The following is a 25,660-nucleotide window of genomic DNA, read 5'->3' on the forward strand; positions in this document are numbered from 1 at the left end:
TCAGTCCTCCCGTACGGCCAGTGCCAGGAAGCGGGCGTCCTCGTCGGTGTACGAGGTCATGCGCCAGCCCGAACCGGCCAGCAGTGGACAGAGGTTGGGCTCCGCGCGCAGATCGTCCGGAGTGATCCGGCGGCCCTGGCGGGCCGCCAGCGCCGCCCGGCCGATGGGGTGGAACAGCGCCAGCGTGCCGCCCGGCCGGACCACGCGGGCCAACTCCCGCAGATTCTCCGCAGGCTGGGGCAGATGGGCGATGAGCCCGGCGGCGAACACGGCGTCCAGCGCCTCGGAGCGCAGCGGCAGTGCGGCGACGTCGGCGAGCAGCAGCTGTCCGTCGTGGCCCCTTCCGGCCCGTACGGCGGCCCGGAGCATGGCCGGGGTCAGATCGGCCCCGAGGACCACTCCCGAGGGCCCCACGGCGGCGCGCAGCGGCGTCAGGGCGCGCCCGGTGCCGCAGCCCGCGTCGAGTACCCGGGCGCCCTCGCGCAGCCCCAACTCGGCCACCGCGGCGGCGTAGGCGGGACCGTCGTCGGGGAACCGGCTGTCCCAGTCGGTGGCGCGGGCGCCGAAGAACTCCTGGACATGCGTGTGGTCGTCGCTCATGTTCCGCATGATCCCTCACCGAAACGGATGGGCGCTGCTGCGCACACGTTCGAGCGGGGCGCGATCGTTCAGGTACCTCTCTGTGTCATATTCCAACAGCTTTCGAAATGCGCGCCCTTTGTGCGCCCCTGTGGGGACTAGCGTCCCGGGGCCATGGGACACCTGGACCACGCCACCTTCGGCTGGCTTACCCCCGTGCTGTCGTATGTGATGGCCTGCATAGGCGCCGCACTGGGTCTGCGCTGTACGGTCCGTGCGCTGGGCGCCACCGGGCGCTCGCGCCGCAACTGGCTGATCACCGCCGCCTCCGCGATCGGCACCGGCATCTGGACCATGCACTTCGTGGCCATGCTCGGTTTCGGCGTCAGCGGCACCGACATCCGCTACGACGTGCCGCTCACCATCGTGAGCCTGCTCGTCGCCATGATCGTGGTCTGGGCAGGCGTCTTCGCCGTCGGCTACAGCCGTGATCGCACCCGCGCGCTCTTCCTCGGTGGACTGACCACCGGAATCGGCGTCGCGAGCATGCACTATCTGGGCATGGCCGCGGTACGGCTGCACGGCCACGTCAGCTACGACCCGGCGCTCGTCGCGCTCTCCGTCCTGATCGCCGTCGTCGCGGCGACGGCGGCCCTGTGGGCGGGGCTCAACATCAAGTCGCCCATCGCCGTCACCGTCGCCTCCCTGATCATGGGCGCCGCCGTGACCAGCATGCACTACACCGCGATGTTCGCGGTGCGCGTCCATGTCACACCGTCCGGCCAGGCCCTGCCCGGGGCCACGGCGATGCAGTTCATCTTCCCCCTCGCCGTCGGCCTCGGCTCCTACCTCTTCCTGACCTCGGCCTTCGTCGCGCTGTCGCCGACGACCGGGGAGCGCGAGGCATCCGCCTCGGCCCAGCGGCCGGTCGAGAGCGCCGTCGCCAACTGACGACGGCCCGGTCCGCCCCCGAACCACTCCCGAGCGAGGAGGCCATGCGTACACCCCGTAGGACCCCCAGCCGCGGCGCCGAGGCGCCGCCAACGCCTCCCGTGCGCGGCCGTCGCGCCCACGCCGGTCCACCCGCCGACGAGGCCCCCGACGAACCCGCGGACGTGCTGCCGACCGATGCACCCGCGCCCGGGGGCCGCTGGCGGATACGGCCGCGCACCGTCCGCGCCAAAATCGTCTGCCTGCTGATGGTTCCGGTCGTCTCGCTGCTGGCCCTGTGGGCGTACGCCACCGTCACCACCGCCCAGGACGTGGCGCGGCTACGGCAGTTGCAGCGCGTCGACTCCGAGATCCGCACCCCGATCGCCACGGCGGTCGCCGCACTGCAGGCCGAGCGCTCGGCGGCGGTGCGCTGGGCGACCGCCCCGTCGGCCGGGCGGAGCGACGACTACCAGAAGGTCGCGGACCGCACCGACCAGGCCGTCGCAGCGCTGCGGCTCGGAGGCGGCAACACGGTGGCCGACAGTGAGGAACTGCCCTCCGGAGTGGCCCAGCGGCTCAAGGCCTTCGTCGCCGGTGCCCAACAGCTGCGTTCCCTGCGCACCGCGGTGCTCGACCGCCGCGCGCACTGGGACATGGCATACGGGCAGTACACCAGCACCATCAACAGCGCCTTCGCGGTCGGTGGCGCGCTCACCGGCATCCAGGACGCCGACCTGGGCTCCGACGCGCGCGTACTGCTCGAATTCTCCCGTGCGGGCGAGGCGTTGGCCCAGGAGGACTCGGTGCTCTCGGGTGCCCGTTTGGCCGGTGGTCTCAGTGGCGAGCGGCTGCGGCTGTTCACCGGTGCCGTCGACACCCGCCGCACGCTCACCCAGGGCGCCGTGGCCGACCTGAGCGGCCCCGAACGCACCGCCTGGCGCGACCTCGCCGACGACAGCGCCTATGCCGCTCTGGGCAGCACGGAGGACCGGATCCTCACCGCCGCCCCCGGTGGGCGGGCGGTCGCGGCAGCACCCGAAGCCACCTGGAACACGGCGCACACGCGCGTGCAGGAGGGCATGCGGACGATCGAGCAGGACGCCGGGCGCGGCGTCGCACACCGCGCCGACCCGTTCACGCGCGGCCTGCTCACCCCGGCCGGCGCCGCGGTGCTCCTCGGCCTTGCCGCGGTGGCCGCGTCGCTCGTCATCTCGGTCCGCATCGGACGCGGCCTCGTCGTCGAGCTGGTGAGCCTGCGCAACAGCGCCCTGGAGATCGCCCGCCGCAACCTTCCCGAAGCCATGCGGAAGCTGCGTGCCGGCGAGGAGATCGACATCCAGGCCGAGGCCCCGCCGGGACCACCGGCCGAGGACGAGACCGGACAGGTCGCCGAGGCCCTCGGCACGGTCCACCGCGCCGCCCTGCGGGCCGCCGTGGAGCGCGCCGAACTCGCCAGCGGCATCTCCGGGGTCTTCGTCAACCTCGCCCGCCGCAGCCAGATCCTCGTCCACCGCCAACTGAGCCTCCTCGACAGCATGGAACGCCGCTCCGACGACCCGAACGAGCTGAGCGACCTGTTCCGCCTCGACCACCTCACCACCCGGATGCGGCGCCACGCCGAGAGCCTGATCATCCTCTCCGGCGCGGCACCCGGCCGGGCCTGGCGCATGCCGGTCTCGCTGACCAACGTGGTGCGCGCGGCCGTGTCCGAAGTCGAGGACTACGCGCGCGTGGAGGTGCGACAGCTCCCCGAGTCAGCCGTCGTCGGCTCGGTCGTCGCCGACCTCACCCACCTCTTGGCCGAGGTCGTCGAGAACGCCGCCCAGTTCTCGCCGCCTCACACACGCGTGCGCATCACCGGCGAACCCGTGGGCAACGGCTACGTCATCGAGGTCGAGGACCGCGGCCTGGGCATGGGCTCGGAGACCCTCACCGAGGCCAACCGCCGCATCGAGCAGTCCGAGGCCCTCGACCTCTTCGACAGCGACCGGCTCGGTCTCTTCGTGGTCAGCAGGCTCGCGGCCCGCCACGGAATCAAGGTGCACCTGCGCACCTCCCCCTACGGCGGCACCACCGCAGTCGTCCTGCTGCCCACCGCCCTCCTGCACGGCGGCGCGGCGGAACGTTCCCCCGGCAAGGCCGCGGACCCGCAGCGGCCGACGGAACGCGAGTACGCGCGCGTGCCCGGCGGCACCCCGACCCAGGACTCCGTCCCGGCGACGACCGAGCGGCCCGCGCTGGTGGCCCACGCACCGGCCGTGGTGGACACGACGTCCGACACCCCACCCCCCGGAGTCACCACCTTGCGCCTGCACCGTCCCCCGGAGGACACCGAAGAGTCCGACGACCTGCCCCGCCGCGTACGCCAGGCAAGTCTCGCCCCCCAACTGCGCGAACAGCGCACCGAGGAGCCCGCCCACCCGCCGGCCTCCGCCCGCGACGACCGGCGTACCCCCGAGATCGTGCGGGACCGCATGGCCGCCTACCGCGAGGGCTGGACGCGCGGCGGCGGCAGGCAACCCGGCCGCGGCGTGAAACCGGAACCCACACCGCGCAGCGACAGCAGTGAAGGAGACCGCGCATGATCCAGGACCCGAGCACGAGGGCCGACCGGCGATCCGGCGAACTCGACTGGCTGCTGGACGACTTGGTGCTGCGTGTGAGCGAAGTACGGCACGCCGTGGTGCTCTCCAACGACGGACTCGCCGTGGGCGCCTCGACCGACCTGCGCCGCGAGGACGCTGAGCACCTCGCCGCCGTGGCTTCCGGCTTCCACAGCCTGGCCAAGGGCGCGGGACGGCACTTCGGTGCCGGGGGTGTGCGCCAGACCATGGTGGAGATGGACGACGGCTTCCTGTTCGTGGCCGCCGCGGGCGACGGCTCCTGCCTCGCCGTACTCACCGCCGTCACCGCCGACATAGGCCTGGTGGCCTACGAGATGGCACGACTGGTCAAACGCGTGGGCGAGCACCTGTACACGCCGACGCGCGTGGCCGCGCGGCCGCCGGCCGCCCGATGAGGCGTGAGGGTGGCGCGCGCGCATGAACGCGGACAGCACCGGCACCCTGCCCGAGCCGGGCAGCCAGTGGTACGACGGCGAGGCCGGGCCCCTCGTCCGGCCGTACGCCATGACGGGCGGACGCACCAGGCCCGGCCCCACCGGGGTCCGCTTCGACCTGATCGCCCTGGTCACCCTGGACACGGGCGCACCAGGCGTCGAAGACGACACCGGGCTCGGGCCGGAACACCGTGCCCTCATCGGCCTGTGTCGCACCGAGACCCAGTCGGTCGCCGAACTCGCCGCTGGCGCCGACCTGCCCGTGGGCGTGGTCCGCGTGCTCCTCGGCGACCTGCTGGAACTCGGCTGCGTCACCGTCAGCCGTCCGGTACCGCCCGCACAGCTTCCTGACGAACGGATTCTGCGCGAGGTGATCGAAGGGCTACGGGCGCTGTAGATGAACCTTCACCACCACCCGGTCCCGCACAGGGCAACCCGGCACTCCCGAGAGAAGTGATCGATGGTCTCCGAGCACTCCGACGCGCAGGACGGCGAGACGGCCGCACTGGCGTTGAAGATACTGGTCGCCGGCGGATTCGGCGTGGGCAAGACCACCCTGGTGGGCGCGGTCAGCGAGATCAGGCCGCTGCGCACCGAGGAACTGCTCAGCGAGGCGGGCCAGTTGGTGGACGACACCGACGGTGTGGACCAGAAGGTCACCACGACCGTCGCCATGGACTTCGGGCGCATCACCATCAGGTCCGGCCTCTCCCTGTACCTCTTCGGCACACCGGGCCAGGACCGTTTCTGGTTCCTGTGGGACGAACTGTCCCAGGGAGCACTCGGCGCGGTGGTCCTCGCCGACACCCGGCGCCTGGAGGACTGCTTCCCGGCGGTGGACTACTTCGAGCACCGGCACATCCCGTTCGTGGTCGCCGTCAACTGCTTCACGGGCGCCCGCGCTTACGGCGCCCAGGACGTCTCACGCGCCCTGGACCTCGACCGGGGAACACCGGTGGTGCTGTGCGACGCCCGTGACCGCGACTCGGGGAAGGAAGTGCTGATCCGGCTCGTCGAGTACGCCGGGCGGATGCACACCGCCCGGCTCCTCGACTCGGTCGGCTGACGGAGGTTCCCGGCGGGCGCCTCGCTCAGCTCGCGACGGCCTTCTCCGCCAGCACCTTGTCGATCGTGACACGGACGAGGAGTTCCCCCGGCACCCCGTTGCGGGCCCCGAACTCCTCGGCACGGTCCGCGCCCATGTAGCGCGCCCCGATGCGGGCGGCCCACCGCCTGAGCTCGTCGAGGTCCTCCGAAATCCGGGCACGGCCCTGCAGGACGACAAAGTCGAAGGGCGGCCGGTCGTCGTCCACGCACAGCGCGACCCGGCCGTCGCGCACGACATTGCGCCCCTTCACGCTCGTGCTCGCGGTGTTGAACACCACGTCGTCCCCGTCGAGTACGAACCAGATCGGGGTCACGTGCGGACTTCCGTCGGCCCGGACGGTCGCCAGCTTTCCGGTACGGGTGCCTTGCGAGACGAAGTCCCGCCATTCCTTGTCGGTCATCTTCTGCGCCATGCCCCTATCCTCCTTGCCCGCGCAGCGGTCGTGGTGAAGGCTGGCGTGGAGATCCTCCGGCCAGGGGGAGTCATCACGCGGGGAGACCGGATCATGGTGCAGAACCAGGGACTTGGCTGGCTGTTGGACGACCTGACCGAGCGCGTCGAACATGTGCGGCACGCACTGGTCCTGTCCAACGACGGTCTGGTGACGGGAGCGAGTACGGGGCTGAGGCGCGAGGACGCCGAGCATCTTGCCGCTGTCTCGTCCGGACTGCACAGCCTGGCCAAGGGCTCGGGACGCCACTTCGGCGCGGGCAGAGTGCGCCAGACGATGATCGAGTTCGACGACGCGGTGCTGTTCGTCACCGCCGCCGGCACCAGCAGCTGTCTGTGCGTGCTCAGCGGAGCGGAGGCCGACATCGGCCAGATCGCCTACGAGATGACCCTGCTCGTCAACCGAGTCGGCGAACACCTCGGCGTAGAGGCCCGACAGCCCGAGCGAACCCCGACCACAGAGAGCTGACCTGCACGTTTATCCTCTCCCCTGGAGTTATCCACAGGCTTGCCACGAGATCCGCCGAAGCGGCTACGGTTTTTCCCGAGGCCACGCGAACGGCGTGAGCCACAGACTCCACGGGGGAGACCGGCCATGTCAGGCAACACCGTCACACAACCGCACCCCACCTCCTGCACGCCGAGCCGGGCGGCACGCGAACTGGGGCTCAGGCGAGGCGAGTTCGATCTCGCCGTGGACCTCGGATGCATCCGCACCGTGCCCGACGAAGGGGGTGGGGGCCGACGGGTCACCCGCACCGAGATCGACCGGCTGCGCGCCGAGGGCGGCTTCCCCGAGACCCTGAAGCAACGCGTCGAAACCGTGGGCACCAAGGAAGGAGCGGACCTTCTGCAGGTCACGCCCGGCAGGTTCACGCGGCTGGCCCGGCTCGGCGTGGTCAAGCCCGTCAAGTTCTACCTCAACCGGTACCGGGCCGTTGTCTGGCTCTATCTGGCCGAAGAGCTACGGCAGTTCGCGGCCGACGAGAACAAGGCGCCGCTGCTGAAGGGCCGTACGCCCGCAGGCCCGCGGGAGCAGCTGGTGGCGGGGCTGGATCTGCGGCCCCGTAACTGGCGCGCGCGGAACCTCGGATTCCTGCTGCGGCGGGCCGACAGGCATCCGTGGGCGTGCGCCGCGGCCGTGGCCTCCCAGCTCGACGCCGTCCAGGTCGCGGAAATCGTGCAGGACCCCTACGAGCGCGTCCACTTGAACCGGTTCCGGGCCAGGCCGCAGGCGCACGGCGCACCGGACTCGCCCGCCGCGCACCTGGCCGAGAGCCTCACCATGGCGCAGGACCCGGACGAGATCGACTGGCTGCGGGCCGATCTCGCACAGGCGGTCAGCCATGCGCGCGCAGTCCAGCCCGCACCACGCCCGACCGTAAGGCCGAGGCCGGCGGAAGCACGGCAACAGGAACAACCCACAACGCCGACGGCCGGGGAACTGGGCCCGCCCGTGCTGTCGACGGGCGTGGAACAGAATCCACCAGTGCTGTCGACGACCGCGGAACAGAACCCAACCGTGCCGTCGACGACCGTGGAACAGGCCCCGCCCATGCCTTCGACGACCGTGGAACAAGATCCGAACACGCCGGAAGAACCGGGACGCCCACGCGGTCTGCTGGGCCGGCTGCGCCGCAGAACGCCATAAGTCAAAGCGCCCGGAACAGACCTTCCTGGACCACCGACACCAGCAGCCGGCCCTCGACGTCGTAGATCCGCCCGCGTGCCAGGCCCCGGCCGCCCGTCGCGATCGGTGACTCCTGGTCGTAGAGGAACCACTCGTCCGCGCGGAACGGCCGGTGGAACCACATGGCGTGATCCAGGGACGCGATGTCGAAACTCTGTGGACCCCACAGGGGTTGGACCGGGATACGGACTGCGTCCAGGAGCGTCATGTCGCTGGCGTAGGTCAGCGCGCAGGTGTGCACGACCGGGTCGTCGCCGAGCGGTCCGACGGCGCGCATCCACACGGCGCTGCGCGGCTCGGCGTCCTTGACGTCCTCGGGCGTCCAGCGCAGCCGGTCCACATAGCGGATGTCGAAGGGCTGACGCCGGGCCATCCGCTCCAACTGCTCGGGCAGCTCGCCGTGATACTCCCGGATCTCCTCGGTGACCGTCGGCAGGGACTCCGGGTCCGGGACCTTGCGGGCCGGCGGGAGCTGGTGCTCGAAGGAACCTTGCTCAGGCTTGTGGAAGGAGGCGGTGAGGTTGAAGATCGTGCGGCCCTGCTGCACTGCGGTGACCCGGCGGGTGGTGAACGACCTGCCGTCCCGCACCCGTTCGACCTGGTACACGATCGGGACACCCGGACGGCCCGGCCGCAGGAAGTACGCGTGCAGGGAGTGCACCGGACGCTCGCCATCGGTGGTGCGGGCGGCGGCGACCAGCGCCTGGCCCGCCACCTGGCCGCCGAAGACCCGCTGCAGGGACTCCTGCGGGCTCAGGCCACGGAAGATGTTGACCTCGATCTGCTCCAGGTCGAGCAGGTCGACCAGACTCTCGGCCGGGTTCGTCATGCGTGGGGTTCTCCTTGGCTCACGACGTGGCTCACAGCTGGCCGACGTCGGTGACGCGGACGACCGCACGGCCCTCGGCGTCGGAGGCCGCGAGGTCGACCTCCGCGCTGATGCCCCAGTCGTGATCGCCGTTCGGGTCGGCGAAGGTCTGACGGACGCGCCACAGGCTGTGCTCCGGCTCCTCCTCGATGAGCAGCAGCTTGGGGCCGCGCGCGTCCGGGCCGGTGCCGAGGTCGTCGTACTCGTCCCAGTACTTGTCCATCGCCTCGCCCCACGCGTCGGCGTCCCAGCCCGAGTCGGCGTCCAACTCGCCCAGTTCCTCGACCTGGTCCAGGGCCGCCAGCTCGACGCGGCGGAACATGGCGTTGCGGACCAGGACCCGGAAGGCGCGGGCATTGGAGGTGACCGGCTTGACCTCGTCGGCCTTCTCCTGGGCCTCCTCGGCGGTCATCTCCGCCGGGTTGGCGAGCTGCTCCCATTCGTCCAGCAGGCTGGAGTCGACCTGGCGGACCATCTCGCCGAGCCACTCGATGAGGTCCTGCAGGTCCTCGGACTTGAGGTCGTCGGGGATGTTGTGGTCGAGGGCCTTGTACGCACTGGCGAGGTAGCGCAGCACGATGCCCTCGGTGCGCGCCAGCTCGTAGAAGGACACCAACTCCGTGAAGGACATCGCCCGTTCGTACATGTCGCGGATGACCGACTTCGGCGACAGCGGGTGGTCGCCCACCCACGGGTGGCTCTTGCGGTACGTGTTGTAGGCGTGGAAGAGCAGCTCCTCCAGGGGCTTGGGGTAACTGACGTCCTGGAGGCGCTCCATGCGCTCCTCGTACTCGACGCCGTCCGCCTTCATCGCGGCCACGGCCTCGCCCTTGGCCTTGTTCAGCTGGGCGACGAGGATCTGCCGCGGGTCGTCCAGCGTCGACTCGACGACGGACACCATGTCCAGGGCGTAGGACGGCGATTCGGGTTCGAGGAGTTCGAACGCGGCGAGCGCGAACGTGGACAGCGGCTGGTTGAGCGCGAAGTCCTGCTGCAGATCCACGGTGAGGCGGACGATGCGGCCGGTGGCGTCCGGCTCGTCGAGCTTCTCGACGATTCCGCCGTCCAGCAGCGAGCGGTAGATGGCGATCGCCCGCCGGATGTGCCGCAGCTGCTGCTTGCGCGGCTCGTGGTTGTCCTCCAACAGATGCCGCATCGCCTCGAAGGCGTTGCCCGGGCGGGCGATCACCGACAGAAGCATGGTGTGCGTCACCCGGAAGCGGGACGTCAGCGGCTCCGGATCGGAGGTGATGAGCTTCTCGAAGGTGTTCTCCGTCCACGCGACGAACCCCTCGGGCGCCTTCTTGCGGACCACCTTGCGGCGCTTCTTCGGGTCGTCGCCCGCCTTGGCGAGCGCCTTCTCGTTCTCCACGACATGCTCGGGGGCCTGGGCGACGACAAAGCCCGCGGTGTCGAAACCGGCCCGCCCGGCACGGCCCGCGATCTGGTGGAACTCACGGGCGCGCAGCGTGCGCACACGGCTGCCGTCGTACTTGGTCAGGGCCGTGAACAGCACCGTGCGGATGGGGACGTTGACGCCCACGCCGAGTGTGTCCGTACCGCAGATCACCTTCAGCAGGCCGGCCTGCGCCAGCTTCTCCACCAGGCGCCGGTACTTGGGGAGCATGCCGGCGTGGTGGACGCCGATGCCGTGCCGCACGTACCGGGAGAGGTTGCGGCCGAACTTGGTGGTGAAGCGGAAGTTGCCGATCAGCTCGGCGATCTGGTCCTTCTCCTCCCGCGAGCACATGTTGATGCTCATCAGCGCCTGCGCCCGCTCCACGGCCTGCGCCTGAGTGAAGTGCACGATGTAGACCGGAGCCTGCCGGGTCTCCAGCAGCTCGGTCAGTGTCTCCGTGAGCGGGGTGAGCCGGTACTCGTACGAAAGCGGGACCGGGCGGATCGCCGAGCGGACCACCGATGTGGGGCGGCCGGTGCGCCGGGTGAGGTCCTTCTCGAACATCGAGACATCGCCGAGGGTGGCCGACATCAGGACGAACTGCGCCTGGGGCAGCTCCAGGATCGGGATCTGCCAGGCCCAGCCGCGGTCCCCCTCCGCGTAGAAGTGGAACTCGTCCATGACGACCTGGCCGACGTCCGCGGCCTTGCCGTCGCGCAGCGCGATCGAGGCGAGCACCTCGGCGGTGCAGCAGATGACGGGCGCGTCCGAGTTCACGGACGCGTCGCCGGTGAGCATGCCGACGTTCTCGGTGCCGAAGATCTTGCAGAGTTCGAAGAACTTCTCCGAGACGAGCGCCTTGATCGGCGCGGTGTAGAAAGTGACCTCGTCCCGGGCCAGGGCGGCGAAGTGGGCGCCCGCCGCGATCATGCTCTTGCCGGAGCCGGTCGGCGTCGACACGATCACGTTCGCACCGGAGACCACCTCGATCAGCGCCTCCTCCTGATGGGGATAGAGCGTGAGACCTCGCTCCTGGGCCCACGACTCGAAGGCTTCGTAGAGGGCGTCGGGGTCGGCGGTCGGCGGCAGCTGATCGATGAGGGTCACGCACCCATCTTGCCTGGCGACCTCCCCCATAGGGGAATCGGTTGTCGGCAGGAAGATCACGACCAGTACGCTGTGTCGCCGACGGAGTGTCAGCGCACCCGGTCAACTGGACAGCGGCACACGAGGAATGGGGCGGGCAACGGCCATGATGGGACCAGCACACTCACTGTCGGGCGCCGCCGCCTGGCTCGGCGTCGGCGCGGCGGCTGCCGCTGCCGGCCACCCGATGCCCTGGCCGGTCATCCTGGTCGGCGCTCTGATCTGCGCCGGAGCCGCTCTCGCCCCGGACCTGGACCACAAGGCGGCCACCATCTCCCGGGCCTTCGGTCCCCTCTCCCGCGGCCTGTGCGAGATCGTCGACAAGCTCTCCTACGCCGTCTACAAGGCGACGAAGAAGCAGGGCGACCCGCGCCGCTCCGGCGGCCACCGCACCCTCACCCACACCTGGCTGTGGGCGGTCCTGATCGGTGGGGGTACGTCGGTCGCCGCCATCACCGGTGGCCGCTGGGCGGTGCTCGCCATCCTCTTCGTCCACGTGGTGCTGGCCATCGAGGGGCTGTTGTGGCGGGCGACCCGGGGCTCCAGCGCCGATGTCCTGGTCTGGTTGCTGGCCGCTACCAGCGCGTGGATCCTCGCCGGTGTGCTGGACAAGCCGGGCAACGGCTCGGACTGGCTGTTCACCCAGCCCGGCCAGCAGTACCTGTGGCTGGGGCTGCCGATCGTGCTGGGCGCGATAGTCCACGACATCGGGGACGCGCTGACGGTCTCCGGCTGCCCGATCCTGTGGCCGATCCCGGTGGGCCGCAAGCGCTGGTACCCGATCGGACCGCCGAAGGTCATGCGCTTCCGCGCCGGCAGCTGGGTCGAGCTCAAGGTGCTGATGCCGGTGTTCATGCTGCTGGGCGGGGTGGGCTGCGCGGCGGCCCTGAACTTCATCTGAGGAAACCGGCCCGCGGGAGTGGGGCGCGCCTGCCGTGGCCCCACCCTCCAAGCCCTCCGAGTCAGTCTCTTCACTGCTGGGCGGGGGAGACACCCGGCAGCGGCCTGCCGATCACGGCGAGCGGGATGAAGAAGCAGACCTGTCTGACCGTGATGAACGACGGCAACCTGCGCAAGGCCGGCGAGTCCGAGGAGCGGAACACGGGGTTGGCGACCTGGAGGGACGGCCCTGTTTCACCGACGCCGAGCGGGTCGCGCCGGCGCGGTGTTGCCGACCGGCTGGCCGGCGCTGATGGCGCTCTGCGGAACCGAGCCGTTGCCGGTGGCCTTGAACAGGGCTTCGTTGATCGGACCGAACTCGGGGACGAGCCTGACGGGGTTGGACGGACGCGGCCGCGTGGTCATGACGTTTCCCTCCGGAGCCTTCGGGACGCTCACGTCGCACTGACGGATCCCGAAGGGCGGATGCGACCGCCCGGCGTCAGGCACGTCCGCGCGTACTTCAGGCGTCGTCCTTACCGCCGCCGTAGCGCCGCACGAACTGGGCGATGCGCCCCTCCGTGTCCACCGTCCGCGCCTTGCCGGTGTAGAACGGGTGGCTCTCGGAGGAGATCTCCACGTCCACCACCGGGTAGGTCTCGCCGTCGTCCCACTCGATGGTCTGGTCGCTGGTCGCGGTGGACCGGGTCAGGAACGCGTAGCCTGCGGCGCGGTCACGGAAGACGACCTGGTGGTAGTCGGGGTGCCTGTCCTGCTGCATGTGTGCTCCTTGGCTGGTCGACGGCTGGTCAGCCGGACAGGGCGTCCTCGTCCACGATGTGCATGGCAGCCTCCTCGGCGGAGGCCGCCGCGCCGTCGATGCCCACGTCCCTGGCGACGAGCGCACTCTCCTCGTCCTCGTGCGCGCCCTCGTCCGGTGCCACGAGACGGCCGGAGCGGACGGCGCCGACCTCGTTGTCCAGGAGCTCGCCGTCGGTTCCCTCGCAGTCGCCGATGCCGTCGCTGTCGGGCATCACGAGGTCCGGCAGTTCCTCGGCGAGCCGCTGGTCCAGGGTCTCCCCGTGCTGCCGTTCCGCCGCCGTCACATCGGCCCGCTCCACCGCCCATGGTCGGTCCGGAGGGGACCAGCCCCGGTCCAGGGGGTCGTCGACACCGTCGTCGACCAGGGTGTCCTCCACGTCGAGCAGCCCGGAGTCCTCCTGGATCTCGGATCCGTCGGGCTGGTAGACGTCGTCTCCCCATCCGTCGGCGCTGTTCACGGGTACCTCCAGGTGGTGGGGACGGGCCCGTTTCTCACCGCGTGGGGCGTCGGTGTGCCATGACGCGGAGCACAGGCTGCGCCCGGGAGGAACCGTCGGTCCCAGGGCGCTCCCCGAGCCGGTGCCGATATCCAGCCTTCCACCCCTTTTCGGGACTGCGCAACGGCACGGCAGCAGGAGGTGTGCGGTGCCGGGGGGAAAGCGGCGCCGTGGGTCATGGCCGGGTGCCGCGGGCCGACGTCAGCTGTGCAGCTCGGCCGACGACCAGACATGGCCGTCGTCCGTCACGAGATCGACACGGTCGATGGCGTTGGCCGCTCCGTAGGCGATCCAGGTGGCCCGGCCGGAGGACGGCATCCACCACTGGCCGGCGTCACGGGTGGAGCCGTCCTTGAGGAGGAGCCGACAGGTGTAGTGGGTGCCGGGCAGCCCGGCAGTGATCTGCATGACCACGACGTGCTCCGCGCCGGCGCGGCTCGGTTCGACGCTGCCGACCCGCGCCCCCGTGCCGGTGAGCAGCAGGGCTCCGTGATCGCTCGCGGTCACCTGGACCGGGGCCGAGTCGTGGTGCAGGAGTGCGGTGCCGACCGTGCCCAGACCCAGTCCGGCCGCGGCGGCCGCGGCGACCAGCAGCGGGGTCCGGTGGCGCCGGCGGGCGGGGGAGGGACGGCGCAGTTCCAGGCGGTCGAGGACCCGGCCGTCGAAGCCCGGCGGGGCCGCGACGGCCGGGGTCGCGGGCAGCACGGCGTCGACGGCCGCCGACAGGTCGTCGTAGGCCCTGCGGCAGGTGGCGCAGGCGGTGAGGTGGCGCAGCAGCTCCGCCGGTTCGCCGGGGAGGGTGCCGAGGGCCAGGGCGGTCAGCTCGTCCTCGTCAGGATGTTCCATCGCGGCTTCCCTCCTTCAGTGCGTCGCGCAGCCTGCGCAGGCCGGTACGGATACGGGTCTTGGCGGTGCCCAGCGGAATGCACTCGTGCCTGCCCACCTCGGCGGCGGTGCAGCCGCCGAGCACGGCGAGCGCGACCGCCCTGGCCTGCTCGACCGGCAGGGCCCGCAGCCGGTCGAGGGCGCGCTCGCTCTCCAGGGCGATCAGGGCCAGCCTTTCCGTGCCGTCCGAGTCGTTCTCGGCCCGCAGGGTCACATCCAGGAGCCGCTCCAGGGTCTCGGCCAGGACGGGAGTGGAGCGCCGCGCCCGCACGGCGTCGATCGCGGCGTTACGGGTGATGGTCAGCAGCCAGGTGAGCGCCGAGGCCCGCCGGGGGTCGTAGTTGCCCGCGGCCCGCCAGGCCCGTACGAACACCTCCTGGCTCACGTCCTCGGCCAGGACCGGGTCCCGGGTCACCGACACCGCCAGCCCGTACACCGCGTCCTGGAACCGGCGCACGAAGGCGACCGCCGCCTGCTCGTCGCCCAGCGCGAAACCGGCGACGAGTGAGGCGTCGTCGACCCGGTCGGCCCGTGGGAACAGCTCCACGTAGATATGTACGCACGGGAACACCGAAAGGATTGAGCGCAATCCGCCCCAATCCGTCCACATCGTTCGCCCGTACAACCCCCGACAGAAGGGACGGAGAGACCATGAGGCGAACCAGGATCACCGTGGCGGGGATCGCACTCGCAGGTCTGGCGCTTGCCGGCTGCGGCGGCGCGAGCGGCAGCGCCCACAGCGTCAGCCCGGCAGCGGCCACCATGAACACCTCGACCCTCAAGACAAGCCACTCAGCGGTGGGCGACATCCTCGTCGACGGCGGCGGACGCACGCTGTACCTGTTCACCGAGGACGGCAAGAACACCAACTCGATGAACTGCAACGCCGCATGCATGAAGCTGTGGCCGCACATGGAGGGCAAGCCGCACGCGGGCGCCGGCGTCGACGCGCACCTCATCGGCCACACGAAGGGGTCGGGAACCCCTCAGGTCACCTACGCCGGACACCCGCTGTACTACTACGCCAAGGACCGGAAGGCCGGCGATCTGAAGGGGCAGGGCATCGACAAGATCTGGTACGTCCTGAACGCCAAGGGCACGGCGATCAAGAAGGCCGTCCCGGCGTCGAACAACAGCGGTGGCGGTGGATATGGGTACTGACCCGGTCGGGTACCGCCGAACGGCGGGCCCCGACCGGGCCGGGAACGCTCACCCGTGCCACGACCGCCACAGCGCCGCATACGCCCCCTGGGCCGCGACGAGCTCGTCGTGGCTGCCGAGTTCGCTGATGCGGCCGTTCTCGACGACGGCGATCACATCCGCGTCATGGGCGGTGTGCAGCCGGTGGGCGATCGCAACCACCGTGCGGCCGTCGAGGACGCGGGCGAGGGAGCGCTCCAGGTGGCGTGCCGCACGGGGGTCCAGCAACGAGGTCGCCTCGTCCAGGACCAGCGTGTGCGGGTCCGCCAGCACCAGACGGGCCAGCGCGATCTGCTGGGCCTGCGCCGGGGTGAGCGCCAGCCCGCCCGAGCCGACCTCCGTGTCCAGACCGTCGTCCAGCGCACGCGCCCACCCGTCGGCGTCGACCGCGCCCAGCGCCGCCCGCAGCTCGGCGTCCGCGGCGTCCGTCCGGGCCAGCAGGAGGTTGTCGCGCAGGGACCCCACGAAGACGTGGTGCTCCTGGTTGACGAGGGCCACATGGGAGCGCACGCGCTCGGCGGGCATGCGGGACAGCTCGGCACCGCCGAGGGTGATGCGGCCCTGCCGCGGTGCGTAGATCCCGGCCAGGAGCCTGCCCAGGGTGGACTTGCCCGCGCCTGAGGGGCCGACCAGCGCCAGCCGGGTGCCGGGCGCGACCCGCAGGGACACCTCGCGCAGCACGTCCACGCCCTCGCGGTAGCCGAAGTGCACCCGGTCCGCGTGCACGGCGCGCCCGTCCGGAGCGGACGACTCCTCGCCGGCGTCCGGTTCGATGTCCCGCACGCCGACCAGCCGGGCCAGTGACACCTGGGCCACCTGCAGCTCGTCGTACCAGCGCAGGATCAGGTTCACAGGGTCGACGAGCATCTGCGCGATCAGCGCCCCCGTCGTCAGCTGGCCCACGCCGATCCAGCCCTGCAGGACGAACACGCCGCCGATCATCAGGACCGAGGCGAGGACCGTCACATGGGTGAGGTTGATGACGGGGAAGAGCACGGACCGCAGCCAGAGCGTGTAGTTCTCCCAGGCAGTCCATTCCTTCACTCGGCGCTCGGACAGTTCGATCCGGCGCTCGCCGAGGCGGTGCGCCTCCACGGTGCGCCCGGCGTCGACGGTCTCCGCCAGGGCGGCGGCCACCGCGGCGTACCCGGCGGCCTCGGAGCGGTAGCCGGACGGCGCCCGTTTGAAGTACCAGCGGCAGCCGGCCACCAGCAGCGGCACGGCGACCAGCACGGCGGGCGCCAGCGGCGGCACCGTGACGACGAGACCGCCGAGCAGCAGCACCGCCCACACCACACCGATCGCCAGCTGCGGCACCGCCTCGCGCATCGCGTTGGCGAGCCGGTCGATGTCCGTCGTGATCCGGGACAGCAGGTCGCCCGTGCCCGCCCGCTCCAGGACGCCCGGCGGCAGCCCGACCGACCGTACGAGGAAGTCCTCGCGCAGGTCGGCCAGCATCCGCTCGCCGAGCATCGCCCCACGCAGCCGCACCTGCCGTACGAAGACGGCCTGGACGAGCAGCGCGAGGACGAACAGCGACACGGTGGGCGGTAGACGAAGGTCCCGTGCGCCGTCCGACACCCGCTCGACCAGGTCGCCCAGCAGCCATGGGCCCGCCATCGAGGCGAGTACGGCCGCCGTGTTGACGGCGATCAGGACCAGGAAGGCGCGGCGGTGCCGGCGGAACAGCTCGGCCACATAGGCGCGTACGGTCGCGGGAGCGCCGACGGGCAGGGTGTGCGCCGTCGTCGGGGCCGCCGGGTCGTACGCCGGTGGCGCCACGCCGATCATGCTGTCTCCTCGATCTCTTCCAGTGCGTTCAGTACGTGGTCTTCTTCGAGTACGCCGCTCAGGGCGGCCTCGTCCTCGGTCTCCCGGGTCACCACCGCCCGGTAGCGGGGCTCGGTGTGCACCAGTTCGCGGTGCACGCCCACCGCGGCGACCTCGCCCTCGTGGACGAGCACGACCCGGTCCGCGTGGTCCAGGAGCAGCGGCGAGGAGGTGAACACCACCGTCGTGCGCCCCTCCCGAAGGGCGCGCACGCCCTCCGCGATCCGCGCCTCGGTGTGTGAGTCCACGGCCGAGGTCGGCTCGTCCAGAACGAGCACCGCCGGGTCGGTGACCAGCGACCGGGCCAGCGCGAGCCGCTGCCGCTGCCCACCGGACAGCGACCGCCCGCGCTCGGTGATCCGGGTGTCCATCGGGTCCTCGGCGTCCAACGACCCCTGGGCGAGCGCCTCCAGGACGTCCCCGCACTGGGCGGCCGCCAGCGCGTCGCGCGCGTCGACATGGCCCGAACCGGGCACGTCGAGCAGCTCGCGCAGGGAACCGGACAGCAGCACCGGGTCCTTGTCCTGGACGAGCACCGCCTCCCGGGCTGTGTCCAGCGGCAGCTCGTCGAGAGGGACGCCGCCCAGCAGGACGGAGTCACTCTGCTCGGCGGGGTGTCCGCCGAGCCGTTCGGCGAGCAGGCCCGCCGCGTCCGGGTCGCCGCACACCACCGCGGTCAGCCGGCCGGAGGGTGCGAGCAGCCCGGTAGCCGGGTCGTACAGGTCCCCGGAGGGGACGTCGGCCGTGCGTGAGCCCTCGGTGTCCGTGGCCCGTTCCAGCGACAGCACGCGCGCCGCCCGCTTGGCGGAGGGCCGTGAGAAGGAGTACGCCATGGCGATCTCCTCGAAGTGCCGCAACGGATAGGTCAGCACCATCACCGAGCTGTAGACGGTGACCAGTTCACCGACGGTGATGCGGCCCTGGCGGGCCAGGTGGACGCCGTACCAGACGACCACGACCATCAGCAGACCCGGCAGCAGCACCTGGATCGCGGAGATCAGGGACCACATGCGGGCGCTGCGCACGGCCGCGTGCCGGACCTCCTGGGAGGCGCGGCGGTAGCGGTCGAGGAACAGCTCCTCGCCGCCGATGCCGCGCAGTACGCGCAGTCCGGCGACGGTGTCCGAGGCCAGTTCGGTGGCCCGCCCCGCCTTCTCGCGCTGGAGGTCGGCCCGCCGGGTCGCCCGCGGCAGCAGGGGCAGCACCGCGATGGCCAGCAGGGGCAGGCCCGCGGCGACGACCACGCCGAGCGCCGGCTGGTAGACGAGCAGGGCGACGCAGACGAGCACCACGGTGAGGGCCGCCGCAGTGAACCGCGAGACGGCCTCCACGAACCAGCCGATCTTCTCGACGTCACCGGTGGAGACGGCCACGACCTCACCGGCCGCGACGCGCCGCGTCAGCGCCGAGCCCAGTACCGCGGCCCTGCGGGCGAGCAGCTGCTGGACGCGGGCGGCGGCCGTGATCCAGTTGGTGACCGCGGCGCGGTGCAGGAACGTGTCGCCGAGTGCGGTGCCGAAGCCGGCCAGCGCCAGCAGCGCACCCGCGAGGGCGAGTCGGCTGCCCGAGCGGTCGACGACGGCCTGGATGGCGGTGCCGACACAGAAGGGCAGCGCGGAGACCGACACGAAGTGCAGCAGGCCCCAGGCCAGTGACTTGAACTGACCGCCCAGTTGATTACGGCCCAGCCACCAGAGGAATCGGGGACCCGAGCGCGCGTCCGGCACACCGGGGTCGGAATACGGAAGGTCTTGAATCTGCATGACGACTGACGTCCCAGTGGCTCGTGTCAGGGGGTGGGGGGAGCCGCGAACGGCGGCAGCAAACCGTGACAGGTTCGCGTCGCAGCGTGGTCGGAGGCAAACGGTTTTCCGTGGAGCCGTACAGAATGGGGCGATGCGAAAGATCGGTGCACCGCGTGCGGCGGTCGCGGTGGCGGCCCTGGGAACCCTTCTGACGGCCCTGTCTGCCTGCGGCGGCGCGCAGGACAGCAGTACCGCAGAGACAGGAGCCGCCGGCAACATGGCCGCCACGCGCGCGCGTACCGCCGATCGCACCCGCATCCCCGGCATCGGCGACCGTTTGGGACAGCGGATTCCCGCGAACTCCCGTCAGGTCGTGGCGGTCTACGGCGCGGGCAGGGACTCCGCGGACGCCACGGTCGTGCTGTACACGAAGCACGGCTCGGCCTGGGAGCGGACCCGCAGCTGGCCGGCGCACAACGGCAGGAAAGGGTGGACCGCCGACCACCACGAGGGCGACCGGCGCAGCCCCGTCGGCGTGTTCACCCTCACCGACGCGGGCGGCGTCCTGCCCGACCCCGGCGCCCGGCTCCCGTACACCCGCGACGCGTCCTTCGCGGCCCCGCGCCAGTGGGCCGCATCGCACTGGCACGACTTCGACTACGTCATCGCCATCGACTACAACCGGGTCAGGGGCACCGCGCCCAACGATCCGACCCGCCCCGAGGGCGAGGCGAAGGGCGGCAGCATCTGGCTGCACATGGACCACGGCACCGGTACGTCGGCCTGCGTCAGCCTGTCCAGGGCAGCGATGGAGTACCTGCTGCGCACGCTCGACCCGGATCGGCATCCCGTGGTGGTGATGGGGGACAGAGCGGACCTGGAGGCATAGCACTTCTGACGGAGGCCTCATTGCCACGAGGCGCCGACTGCCCGTAGAACACCGGCCATGAAGAGACGGATCGTCATGTCCATGCTCGCGGGAGCGTCCCTCCTGGCGAGCACCCTCCTCGGGGCGGGCCCGGCGCGAGCCGCCGACGTGCCCGCGGAGTTCGGCACCGACTGGCACGACCCGGTGACCGCCGCCCCGCCGATCACCAAGCCGGCCGGCAAGTCCTGCCAAGTCACCCTCGCCGAGGCCCAGTTCAAGGACTTCACCCCCTACAAGGGAACGTACACACCCCCCGACGGCTGCGGCGACCGCTGGAGCAAGGTGGTGCTGCGCCTCGACGGCAAGGTCAAGGGGCGGCAGTTCGACCGGCTCGGCTATCTGCACGTCGGCGGGGTCGAGATCCTTCGCACGTCCACCCCCGAGCCCTCGCCCGACGGCATCGGATGGTCCGTCGAGAAGGACGTCACGCGCTACAGCGACACCTTCCGCAGCAGGCAGGACGTCGAGATGCTCATCGGGAACGTCGTCGACGACACCTACACCGGCGTGATCGACGTCAAGGCCACGCTGACCTTCTACCCGGGCAGGCCGGCCGCCGCGCCCGCGGACAAGGTCCTCACCCTCGGCGACGGCAACACCCTCACCACCCCGCGCAACAGCGAACGCATCCTCGCCGAGGTGTACGCCACCGGATCGGGCGGCGGCTGCGAGGAGTTCTGGTACCTCGCGGTGCCCGCCAAGGCGCCGTATTCCTGCCAGGCCGACGGCGGCCCCTACCGTGAGGTGCAGATCAAGGTCGACGGCCAACTGGCCGGAATCGCCGCACCGTTCCCGCACGTGTGGACCGGAGGCTGGTCCAATCCCTTCCTCTGGTACGTCGTTCCGGCACCGCGCGCCTTCGATGTCAAGCCGATCGAATACGACCTGACCCCCTTCGCGGGGCTGCTCAATGACGGCCGCCCGCACAAGGTCGACGTCTCGGTCGTGGGCGTGCCCGAGGGGCAGAGCGGCTGGAGCGCGCCGGTCAATGTGCTCGTCTGGCAGGACGCCGGGCGGGCGCACGTGCCCGGGAAGCTCACCCTCGACCGGGCGGGCGACCTCGCGAACTCCTCCACGTATACGGCCGGTTCGCCGGAGCGGGTGGACACGCAGGCCGGTCACCGCCTGACGGTCTCCGGATACGTCGACACCTCGCACGGGCGCGTGACCACCACGTTCAGCCGCACGCTCGCCAACACCTCCGCGCACCAGTGGACCGACGGCGAGAACGTCGACAGCCTCGACGCCACCTGGAACGACGACGAGTCGGTCACCGTCGAGGGGCGTGGGCCGGCCCGCACGACGCTCACCCACCGCACCTACACGATGGACGGCTCGACCACGATCGGCGGCGACGCCCGGCTGCGCACCGTGCTGACGCTCGGCGACCGTGCCGCCGTCGTCGAGACGCGCGGCGGCCGGCGGACAAGCTGGTCGCGGCTGGACGACACGGTCACCGGCGACGCCGGCTACACGACGGGCGTGCCGCGCGACCAGCGGCATGCGGTCGGCACGACCGGCGAGCGGTACCGGCTGTACGGCTCGGCGGGCTGCTACGACCGCTCCCTGACGACCGTTCAGGGGGTGCTCACGGAGGATCGGGACGGCTGCTGAGGCCGGTGGTGTGCGATGTGTCACATGGGGTGTGATTTACATGTCCGCAACACGGAGGTTGCGGACGGGATCATCCGGAGCGCGAAAGTGATCGTCACGGAAGCCGCTTTCCGTATCGCAGAAGTCCCCCCGGCTTCTGTGAGGTTGACGTCCCCACTAGGAGTGCCCGTGCCGCCGTCCGTCCCGTCCGCCCCGCGACGCGTCGCACACATACTGCGTACCTCTCTCTTCGTGCAGGTTCTCTGTGCGCTCGTACTCGGAATCGTCGTCGGGAAGCTGTGGCCCGGCTTCGCCGCGGACCTCCAGCCGCTCGGCGACGGTTTCACCCGGCTCATCAAGACGATCATCTCGCCGCTGGTGTTCTGCGTGGTCGTCGTCGGTATCGCCAAGGCCGGTGACCTCAAGGCCTTCGGCCGGATCGGGCTCAAGGCCCTGATCTGGTTCGAGGTCGCGAGCACCGCGGCGCTGATCATCGGCCTGGTCGCCGCCAACGTCGTCCAGCCCGGTTCGGGCATGCACGTCGACCCCTCCACGCTGAGCACCAAGGCGGTCGACGCGAAGACGGGCGGCGGCGCGCTGCCCTCGACGACCGAGTTCATCGTCAACGCGCTGCCCACCAGTTTCATGGGCGCCTTCGCCGAGAACTCCCTGCTCCAGGTGCTCGTCCTGGCCTGTCTGGTGGGTGCCGCACTGCTGCATCTCGGCCACACCAAGGTGCCGCAGGTGCTGCCTGCGATCGAGCAGGCACAGGAGATCATCTTCGCGATCGTCGGCTTCGTCATGCGGCTGGCCCCGATCGCGGTGTTCGGCGCGATGGCCGTTCTGATCGGCCAGTACGGGCTCGGGGTGATCGAGACGTACGCCAAGCTGATCATCCTGTGCTACGTCGCCGCGGCGCTGTTCGTCGCGCTGCTCGCCGTCGCCCTGCGCATGGTCACCGGGCTGAGTCTGTGGAAGTTCCTGCGCTATATCCGCGAGGAGATGCTCCTCGCGCTCGGCACCGCGTCCACGGAGTCCGTCATGCCGCGGGTGATGCAGAAGCTGCGCAAGGCCGGCGCCCGCGACGACGCGGTGGGCCTGGTGCTGCCCACGGGCTACTCCTTCAACCTCGACGGAGCCTCGCTCTACCTCTCCATCGGCACACTGTTCATCGCCCAGGCCGTCGGCGTCGACCTCAGCCTGGGCCAGCAGATCACCGTCGTCCTGGTCCTGATGCTGACCAGTAAGGGCATGGCCGGCATCCCCGGTTCCGCCTTCCTCGCCCTGTCCGCGACCGCCTCCTCGCTGGGGGCCATCCCCGCCGGAGCGGTGGCGCTGCTGCTGGGGGTTGACCGGATCATGGACTCGATGCGCGTGGTGACGAACCTGCTCGGCAACTGCGTCGCCGTGTTCGCGGTGTCGCGCTGGGAGGGGGCGCTGGACGTGGAGCGGGCGAAGAAGGTGCTGGACGGTTCGGCCGGCGCTGACGAGTCGGAGTCCTCGGTGTCGGAGCCGACGGTGCCTGTCGCCCAGTAGCTCGGAGTGCCCTGGTTCGCGGGCGGCTGCGGGTGGTTCGTGGCTTGTCGCGCAGTTCCCCGCGCCCCTGAAGGGCGCGGGGAACTGCGCGATCAACCCCCACTCACCCGCAGCCGCCCGCGAACCGTCAAGCCCCCTGGCTGCAGCGCTCCGGCGCCCCGTCCACCAGCGTGTCCAGCAGCCCGCCCAGCACCTCGCGCTGATCATCGTTCAGCGGCGCCAGGATCTCCGCCGCAGCCGACCTGCGTGCTTCGCGCAACTCCCGCAGCGCCTTCCGCCCGTCGTCCGTGAGCTCGATCCGGATGACCCGGCGATTGGCCGGATCCGGCACCCTCCGCACCTTGCCACCCGCCTCCAGCCCGTCGACCAGCGTCGTCACGGCCCGGGGGACCACCTCGAGGCGTTCGGCCAGGTCGGCCATGCGCGGCGGTGAGCTCCAGTGCGCCAGTGTGCGCAGCAGCCGGGACTGGGCCGGGGTGACGCCCAGGCCGCACTGCTCGATGTGCCGCTTCTGGATGCGGTGCACACGGCGGGTGAACCGCAGCAGCTGCTCGGCGAGCAGGCTGTCGGAATCGGGGGTGGCCATGCGGGAACAATATCAGGATCTAATTCATTGTGAGCATAGGTAACAATGAGCTAAGCTCCGCCAGTCCTCGTCACCTCACTCCCTAGGAGTCCATTGCACCCCGATCGAGAACCCCGCTGGACACCGCCGGCCGATGCCAAGGAGCAACCCCGGCAGGTCCGCCGCATCCTGAAACTCTTCCGCCCCTACCGCGCCCGCCTCGCCGTCGTCGGGCTGCTGGTCGGAGCCTCCTCGCTGGTCTCCGTCGCCACGCCCTTCCTGCTGAAGGCCACACTCGACGTCGCGATTCCGCAGGGCCGCACGGGCCTGCTCAGCCTGCTCGCGCTCGGCATGATCCTCAGCGCCGTCCTCACCAGCGTCTTCGGGGTGCTCCAGACCCTGATCTCCACGACGGTCGGCCAGCGCGTCATGCACGACCTGCGCACCGCCGTCTACGGCCGGCTGCAGCGCATGTCGCTGGCGTTCTTCACACGCACGCGTACCGGCGAGGTCCAGTCCCGCATAGCCAACGACATCGGCGGCATGCAGGCCACCGTCACCTCCACCGCCACCTCCCTGGTCTCCAACCTGACCAGCGTGGTCGCCACCATCGTCGCGATGATCGCCCTCGACTGGCGCCTGACCGTCGTCTCGCTGCTCCTGCTCCCGGTCTTCGTGTGGATCAGCCGCCGGGTCGGCAAGGAACGCAAGAAGATCACCACCGAGCGCCAGAAGCAGATGGCCGCCATGGCCGCCACGGTCACCGAGTCGCTCTCCGTCAGCGGCATCCTGCTGGGCCGCACCATGGGCCGCTCCGACTCGCTGACGAAGTCCTTCGCCGAGGAGTCCGAGGGCCTGGTCGACCTCGAGGTCAGGTCGAACATGTCCGGCCGCTGGCGCATGGCCGTCATCACGATCGTCATGGCCGCCATGCCTGCCGTCATCTACTGGACCGCGGGCATCGCGCTCCAGGCGGGCGGCCCCGACATCTCCATCGGCACCATCGTTGCCTTCGTCTCTCTCCAGCAGGGCCTGTTCCGCCCGGCGGTCAGCCTGCTGTCGACCGGCGTCCAGATCCAGAGCTCGCTCGCGCTCTTCCAGCGCATCTTCGAGTACCTCGATCTGCCGATCGACATCACCGAGCGGGAGAACCCGGTCCACCTCGACCGGATCAAGGGCGAAGTCCGCTTCGAGAACGTCGAGTTCCGCTACGACGACAAGAGCGGCCCCACTCTCGACGGCATCGACGTCACCGTTCCCGCGGGCAGCAGCCTGGCGGTCGTCGGTCCCACCGGCGCCGGAAAGTCGACCCTCGGCTATCTCGTACCCCGGCTGTACGACGTCACGGGCGGCCGCGTCACCCTCGACGGCGTCGACGTGCGTGACCTCGACTTCGGCACCCTCGCCCGCGCGGTCGGCGTCGTCTCCCAGGAGACCTATCTCTTTCACGCCTCGGTCGCGGAGAACCTCCGCTTCGCCAAGCCGGACGCCACCGACGAGGAACTGCACGCGGCAGCCGGGGCGGCCCAGATCCACGACCACATCGCGTCGCTGCCCGACGGCTACGACACGGTCGTCGGCGAGCGCGGCCACCGCTTCTCCGGTGGCGAGAAGCAGCGCCTGGCCATCGCCCGCACCATCCTGCGCGACCCGCCGGTGCTGATCCTGGACGAGGCGACCAGTGCCCTGGACAACCGCACCGAAGCAGCCGTCCAGGACGCCATCGACGCCCTGTCGGCCAATCGCACCACGCTCACGATCGCGCACCGGCTGTCCACCATCCGTGGCGCCGACCAGATCGTGGTCCTCGACTCGGGCCGCGCCGCCGAACGGGGTACCCACGAAGATCTACTGGAACAGGACGGCCGGTACGCGGCCCTGGTACGCCGGGATGCCCAACTGGAACCGACAGGCTGAAGATCTGTCGGGTTTATGGTGATATGCGGGTT

26 protein-coding genes are annotated in these 25,660 nt (G+C 70.8%); 13 read left to right on the top strand and 13 right to left on the bottom strand.

The genetic code is table 11. From position 1 onward, the window contains the following. Positions 1-600 (bottom strand): class I SAM-dependent methyltransferase, encoded by a 600-nt coding sequence (locus LJ657_RS19715; protein ID WP_232649961.1) that lies wholly within the window; start codon positions 598-600, stop codon positions 1-3. Between the two features lie 153 nt (positions 601-753). Between LJ657_RS19715 and LJ657_RS19720 the strand changes: the two genes are divergently transcribed. The 5 genes from LJ657_RS19720 (at position 754) to LJ657_RS19740 (ending at position 5,636) form a co-directional block, all read left to right on the top strand. After that, positions 754-1,530 carry an MHYT domain-containing protein gene (locus tag LJ657_RS19720; RefSeq protein WP_232649962.1) on the top strand — a complete coding sequence of 259 codons (777 nt, stop codon included), beginning with the start codon at positions 754-756 and terminating at the stop codon, positions 1,528-1,530. 44 nt (positions 1,531-1,574) lie between these two features. Further along, on the top strand, positions 1,575-4,097 hold the full coding sequence (locus tag LJ657_RS19725) for a sensor histidine kinase (protein WP_232649963.1): 2,523 nt from the start codon (positions 1,575-1,577) through the stop codon (positions 4,095-4,097). Beyond that, positions 4,094-4,531 (top strand): roadblock/LC7 domain-containing protein, encoded by a 438-nt coding sequence (locus tag LJ657_RS19730; RefSeq protein ID WP_232649964.1) that lies wholly within the window; start codon positions 4,094-4,096, stop codon positions 4,529-4,531. The genes LJ657_RS19725 and LJ657_RS19730 overlap by 4 nt, the downstream gene beginning before the upstream one ends. A 22-nt stretch (positions 4,532-4,553) precedes the next feature. Then, a complete protein-coding gene (locus LJ657_RS19735) occupies positions 4,554-4,967 on the top strand; it encodes a DUF742 domain-containing protein (RefSeq protein WP_232649965.1) in 414 nt (137 codons plus the stop codon). Between the two features lie 63 nt (positions 4,968-5,030). Continuing rightward, complete coding sequence (locus tag LJ657_RS19740) at positions 5,031-5,636, top strand: GTP-binding protein (RefSeq protein WP_232649966.1); 606 nt, start codon at positions 5,031-5,033, stop codon at positions 5,634-5,636. Positions 5,637-5,661: 25 nt separating this feature from the next. On the opposite strand, the gene LJ657_RS19745 is transcribed toward LJ657_RS19740, so the two are convergent. Next, positions 5,662-6,090, bottom strand: a complete 429-nt coding sequence (locus LJ657_RS19745; RefSeq protein ID WP_232649967.1) for a PPOX class F420-dependent oxidoreductase — start codon at positions 6,088-6,090, stop codon at positions 5,662-5,664. 93 nt (positions 6,091-6,183) lie between these two features. On the opposite strand from LJ657_RS19745, the gene LJ657_RS19750 reads away from it, so the two are divergent. Continuing rightward, on the top strand, positions 6,184-6,597 hold the full coding sequence (locus tag LJ657_RS19750; protein WP_232649968.1) for a roadblock/LC7 domain-containing protein: 414 nt from the start codon (positions 6,184-6,186) through the stop codon (positions 6,595-6,597). A 126-nt stretch (positions 6,598-6,723) separates the two neighbouring features. Then, a complete protein-coding gene (locus tag LJ657_RS19755) occupies positions 6,724-7,779 on the top strand; it encodes a DUF6397 family protein (protein WP_232649970.1) in 1,056 nt (351 codons plus the stop codon). A gap of 1 nt (position 7,780) precedes the next feature. Here the strand turns inward: LJ657_RS19755 and LJ657_RS19760 are convergent, their stop codons facing one another. Next, complete coding sequence (locus LJ657_RS19760) at positions 7,781-8,647, bottom strand: acyl-CoA thioesterase (protein WP_232649971.1); 867 nt, start codon at positions 8,645-8,647, stop codon at positions 7,781-7,783. Positions 8,648-8,678: 31 nt separating this feature from the next. Beyond that, positions 8,679-11,192 carry a DEAD/DEAH box helicase gene (locus LJ657_RS19765; RefSeq protein ID WP_232649973.1) on the bottom strand — a complete coding sequence of 838 codons (2,514 nt, stop codon included), beginning with the start codon at positions 11,190-11,192 and terminating at the stop codon, positions 8,679-8,681. 145 nt (positions 11,193-11,337) lie between these two features. Here LJ657_RS19765 and LJ657_RS19770 point away from each other — a divergent pair, with 145 nt between their 5' ends. Continuing rightward, positions 11,338-12,132 (top strand): metal-dependent hydrolase, encoded by a 795-nt coding sequence (locus LJ657_RS19770; RefSeq protein ID WP_232649974.1) that lies wholly within the window; start codon positions 11,338-11,340, stop codon positions 12,130-12,132. 70 nt (positions 12,133-12,202) lie between these two features. On the opposite strand, the gene LJ657_RS48135 is transcribed toward LJ657_RS19770, so the two are convergent. The 6 genes from LJ657_RS48135 to LJ657_RS19795 form a co-directional block, all read right to left on the bottom strand. Next, a complete protein-coding gene (locus tag LJ657_RS48135; RefSeq protein WP_269786680.1) occupies positions 12,203-12,334 on the bottom strand; it encodes a hypothetical protein in 132 nt (43 codons plus the stop codon). A gap of 31 nt (positions 12,335-12,365) precedes the next feature. Beyond that, positions 12,366-12,536 (bottom strand): hypothetical protein, encoded by a 171-nt coding sequence (locus LJ657_RS19775; RefSeq protein WP_232649975.1) that lies wholly within the window; start codon positions 12,534-12,536, stop codon positions 12,366-12,368. A gap of 97 nt (positions 12,537-12,633) precedes the next feature. After that, on the bottom strand, positions 12,634-12,891 hold the full coding sequence (locus tag LJ657_RS19780) for a type B 50S ribosomal protein L31 (protein WP_232649977.1): 258 nt from the start codon (positions 12,889-12,891) through the stop codon (positions 12,634-12,636). A gap of 28 nt (positions 12,892-12,919) precedes the next feature. Then, positions 12,920-13,390 (bottom strand): DUF5709 domain-containing protein, encoded by a 471-nt coding sequence (locus LJ657_RS19785; RefSeq protein WP_232649978.1) that lies wholly within the window; start codon positions 13,388-13,390, stop codon positions 12,920-12,922. 240 nt (positions 13,391-13,630) lie between these two features. Next, entirely contained in the window at positions 13,631-14,275 is a 645-nt protein-coding gene (locus LJ657_RS19790; protein ID WP_232649979.1) for an anti-sigma factor, read from the bottom strand. After that, entirely contained in the window at positions 14,262-14,861 is a 600-nt protein-coding gene (locus tag LJ657_RS19795; RefSeq protein WP_308117061.1) for an RNA polymerase sigma factor, read from the bottom strand. Before LJ657_RS19795 ends, LJ657_RS19790 begins: the two co-directional genes overlap by 14 nt. 104 nt (positions 14,862-14,965) lie before the next feature. On the opposite strand from LJ657_RS19795, the gene LJ657_RS19800 reads away from it, so the two are divergent. Further along, positions 14,966-15,475: a COG4315 family predicted lipoprotein gene (locus LJ657_RS19800; protein WP_232649981.1), complete on the top strand. Its 510-nt coding sequence runs from the start codon at positions 14,966-14,968 to the stop codon at positions 15,473-15,475. Between the two features lie 48 nt (positions 15,476-15,523). On the opposite strand, the gene LJ657_RS19805 is transcribed toward LJ657_RS19800, so the two are convergent. Continuing rightward, positions 15,524-17,305, bottom strand: coding sequence for an ABC transporter ATP-binding protein (locus tag LJ657_RS19805; RefSeq protein ID WP_232649982.1), 1,782 nt, complete (start codon positions 17,303-17,305; stop codon positions 15,524-15,526). Further along, on the bottom strand, positions 17,302-19,107 hold the full coding sequence (locus tag LJ657_RS19810; RefSeq protein WP_232649983.1) for an ABC transporter ATP-binding protein: 1,806 nt from the start codon (positions 19,105-19,107) through the stop codon (positions 17,302-17,304). Before LJ657_RS19810 ends, LJ657_RS19805 begins: the two co-directional genes overlap by 4 nt. 133 nt (positions 19,108-19,240) lie before the next feature. Between LJ657_RS19810 and LJ657_RS19815 the strand changes: the two genes are divergently transcribed. The 3 genes from LJ657_RS19815 to LJ657_RS19825 all read left to right on the top strand — a co-directional run bounded on the left by LJ657_RS19815 (position 19,241) and on the right by LJ657_RS19825 (position 23,146). Continuing rightward, positions 19,241-19,978, top strand: a complete 738-nt coding sequence (locus LJ657_RS19815) for a L,D-transpeptidase family protein (protein WP_232649985.1) — start codon at positions 19,241-19,243, stop codon at positions 19,976-19,978. A gap of 57 nt (positions 19,979-20,035) precedes the next feature. Continuing rightward, positions 20,036-21,631: a peptide-N4-asparagine amidase gene (locus LJ657_RS19820; RefSeq protein WP_232649987.1), complete on the top strand. Its 1,596-nt coding sequence runs from the start codon at positions 20,036-20,038 to the stop codon at positions 21,629-21,631. 168 nt (positions 21,632-21,799) lie between these two features. Beyond that, the gene (locus tag LJ657_RS19825) at positions 21,800-23,146 is read left to right on the top strand and encodes a cation:dicarboxylate symporter family transporter (RefSeq protein ID WP_232649988.1); all 1,347 of its coding nucleotides are present in this window, start codon (positions 21,800-21,802) and stop codon (positions 23,144-23,146) included. Between the two features lie 127 nt (positions 23,147-23,273). Here LJ657_RS19825 and LJ657_RS19830 read toward each other — a convergent pair whose 3' ends face one another. Then, positions 23,274-23,732: a MarR family winged helix-turn-helix transcriptional regulator gene (locus tag LJ657_RS19830; RefSeq protein ID WP_232649989.1), complete on the bottom strand. Its 459-nt coding sequence runs from the start codon at positions 23,730-23,732 to the stop codon at positions 23,274-23,276. Between the two features lie 93 nt (positions 23,733-23,825). On the opposite strand from LJ657_RS19830, the gene LJ657_RS19835 reads away from it, so the two are divergent. Then, positions 23,826-25,628, top strand: a complete 1,803-nt coding sequence (locus LJ657_RS19835; RefSeq protein ID WP_232649990.1) for an ABC transporter ATP-binding protein — start codon at positions 23,826-23,828, stop codon at positions 25,626-25,628. The last annotated feature ends 32 nt before the right edge of the window (positions 25,629-25,660 follow it).

The sequence above is a fragment of the Streptomyces guryensis genome (genome assembly GCF_021261325.1).
In the GTDB taxonomy this organism is placed as follows: Bacteria; Actinomycetota; Actinomycetes; order Streptomycetales; family Streptomycetaceae; genus Streptomyces; species Streptomyces guryensis.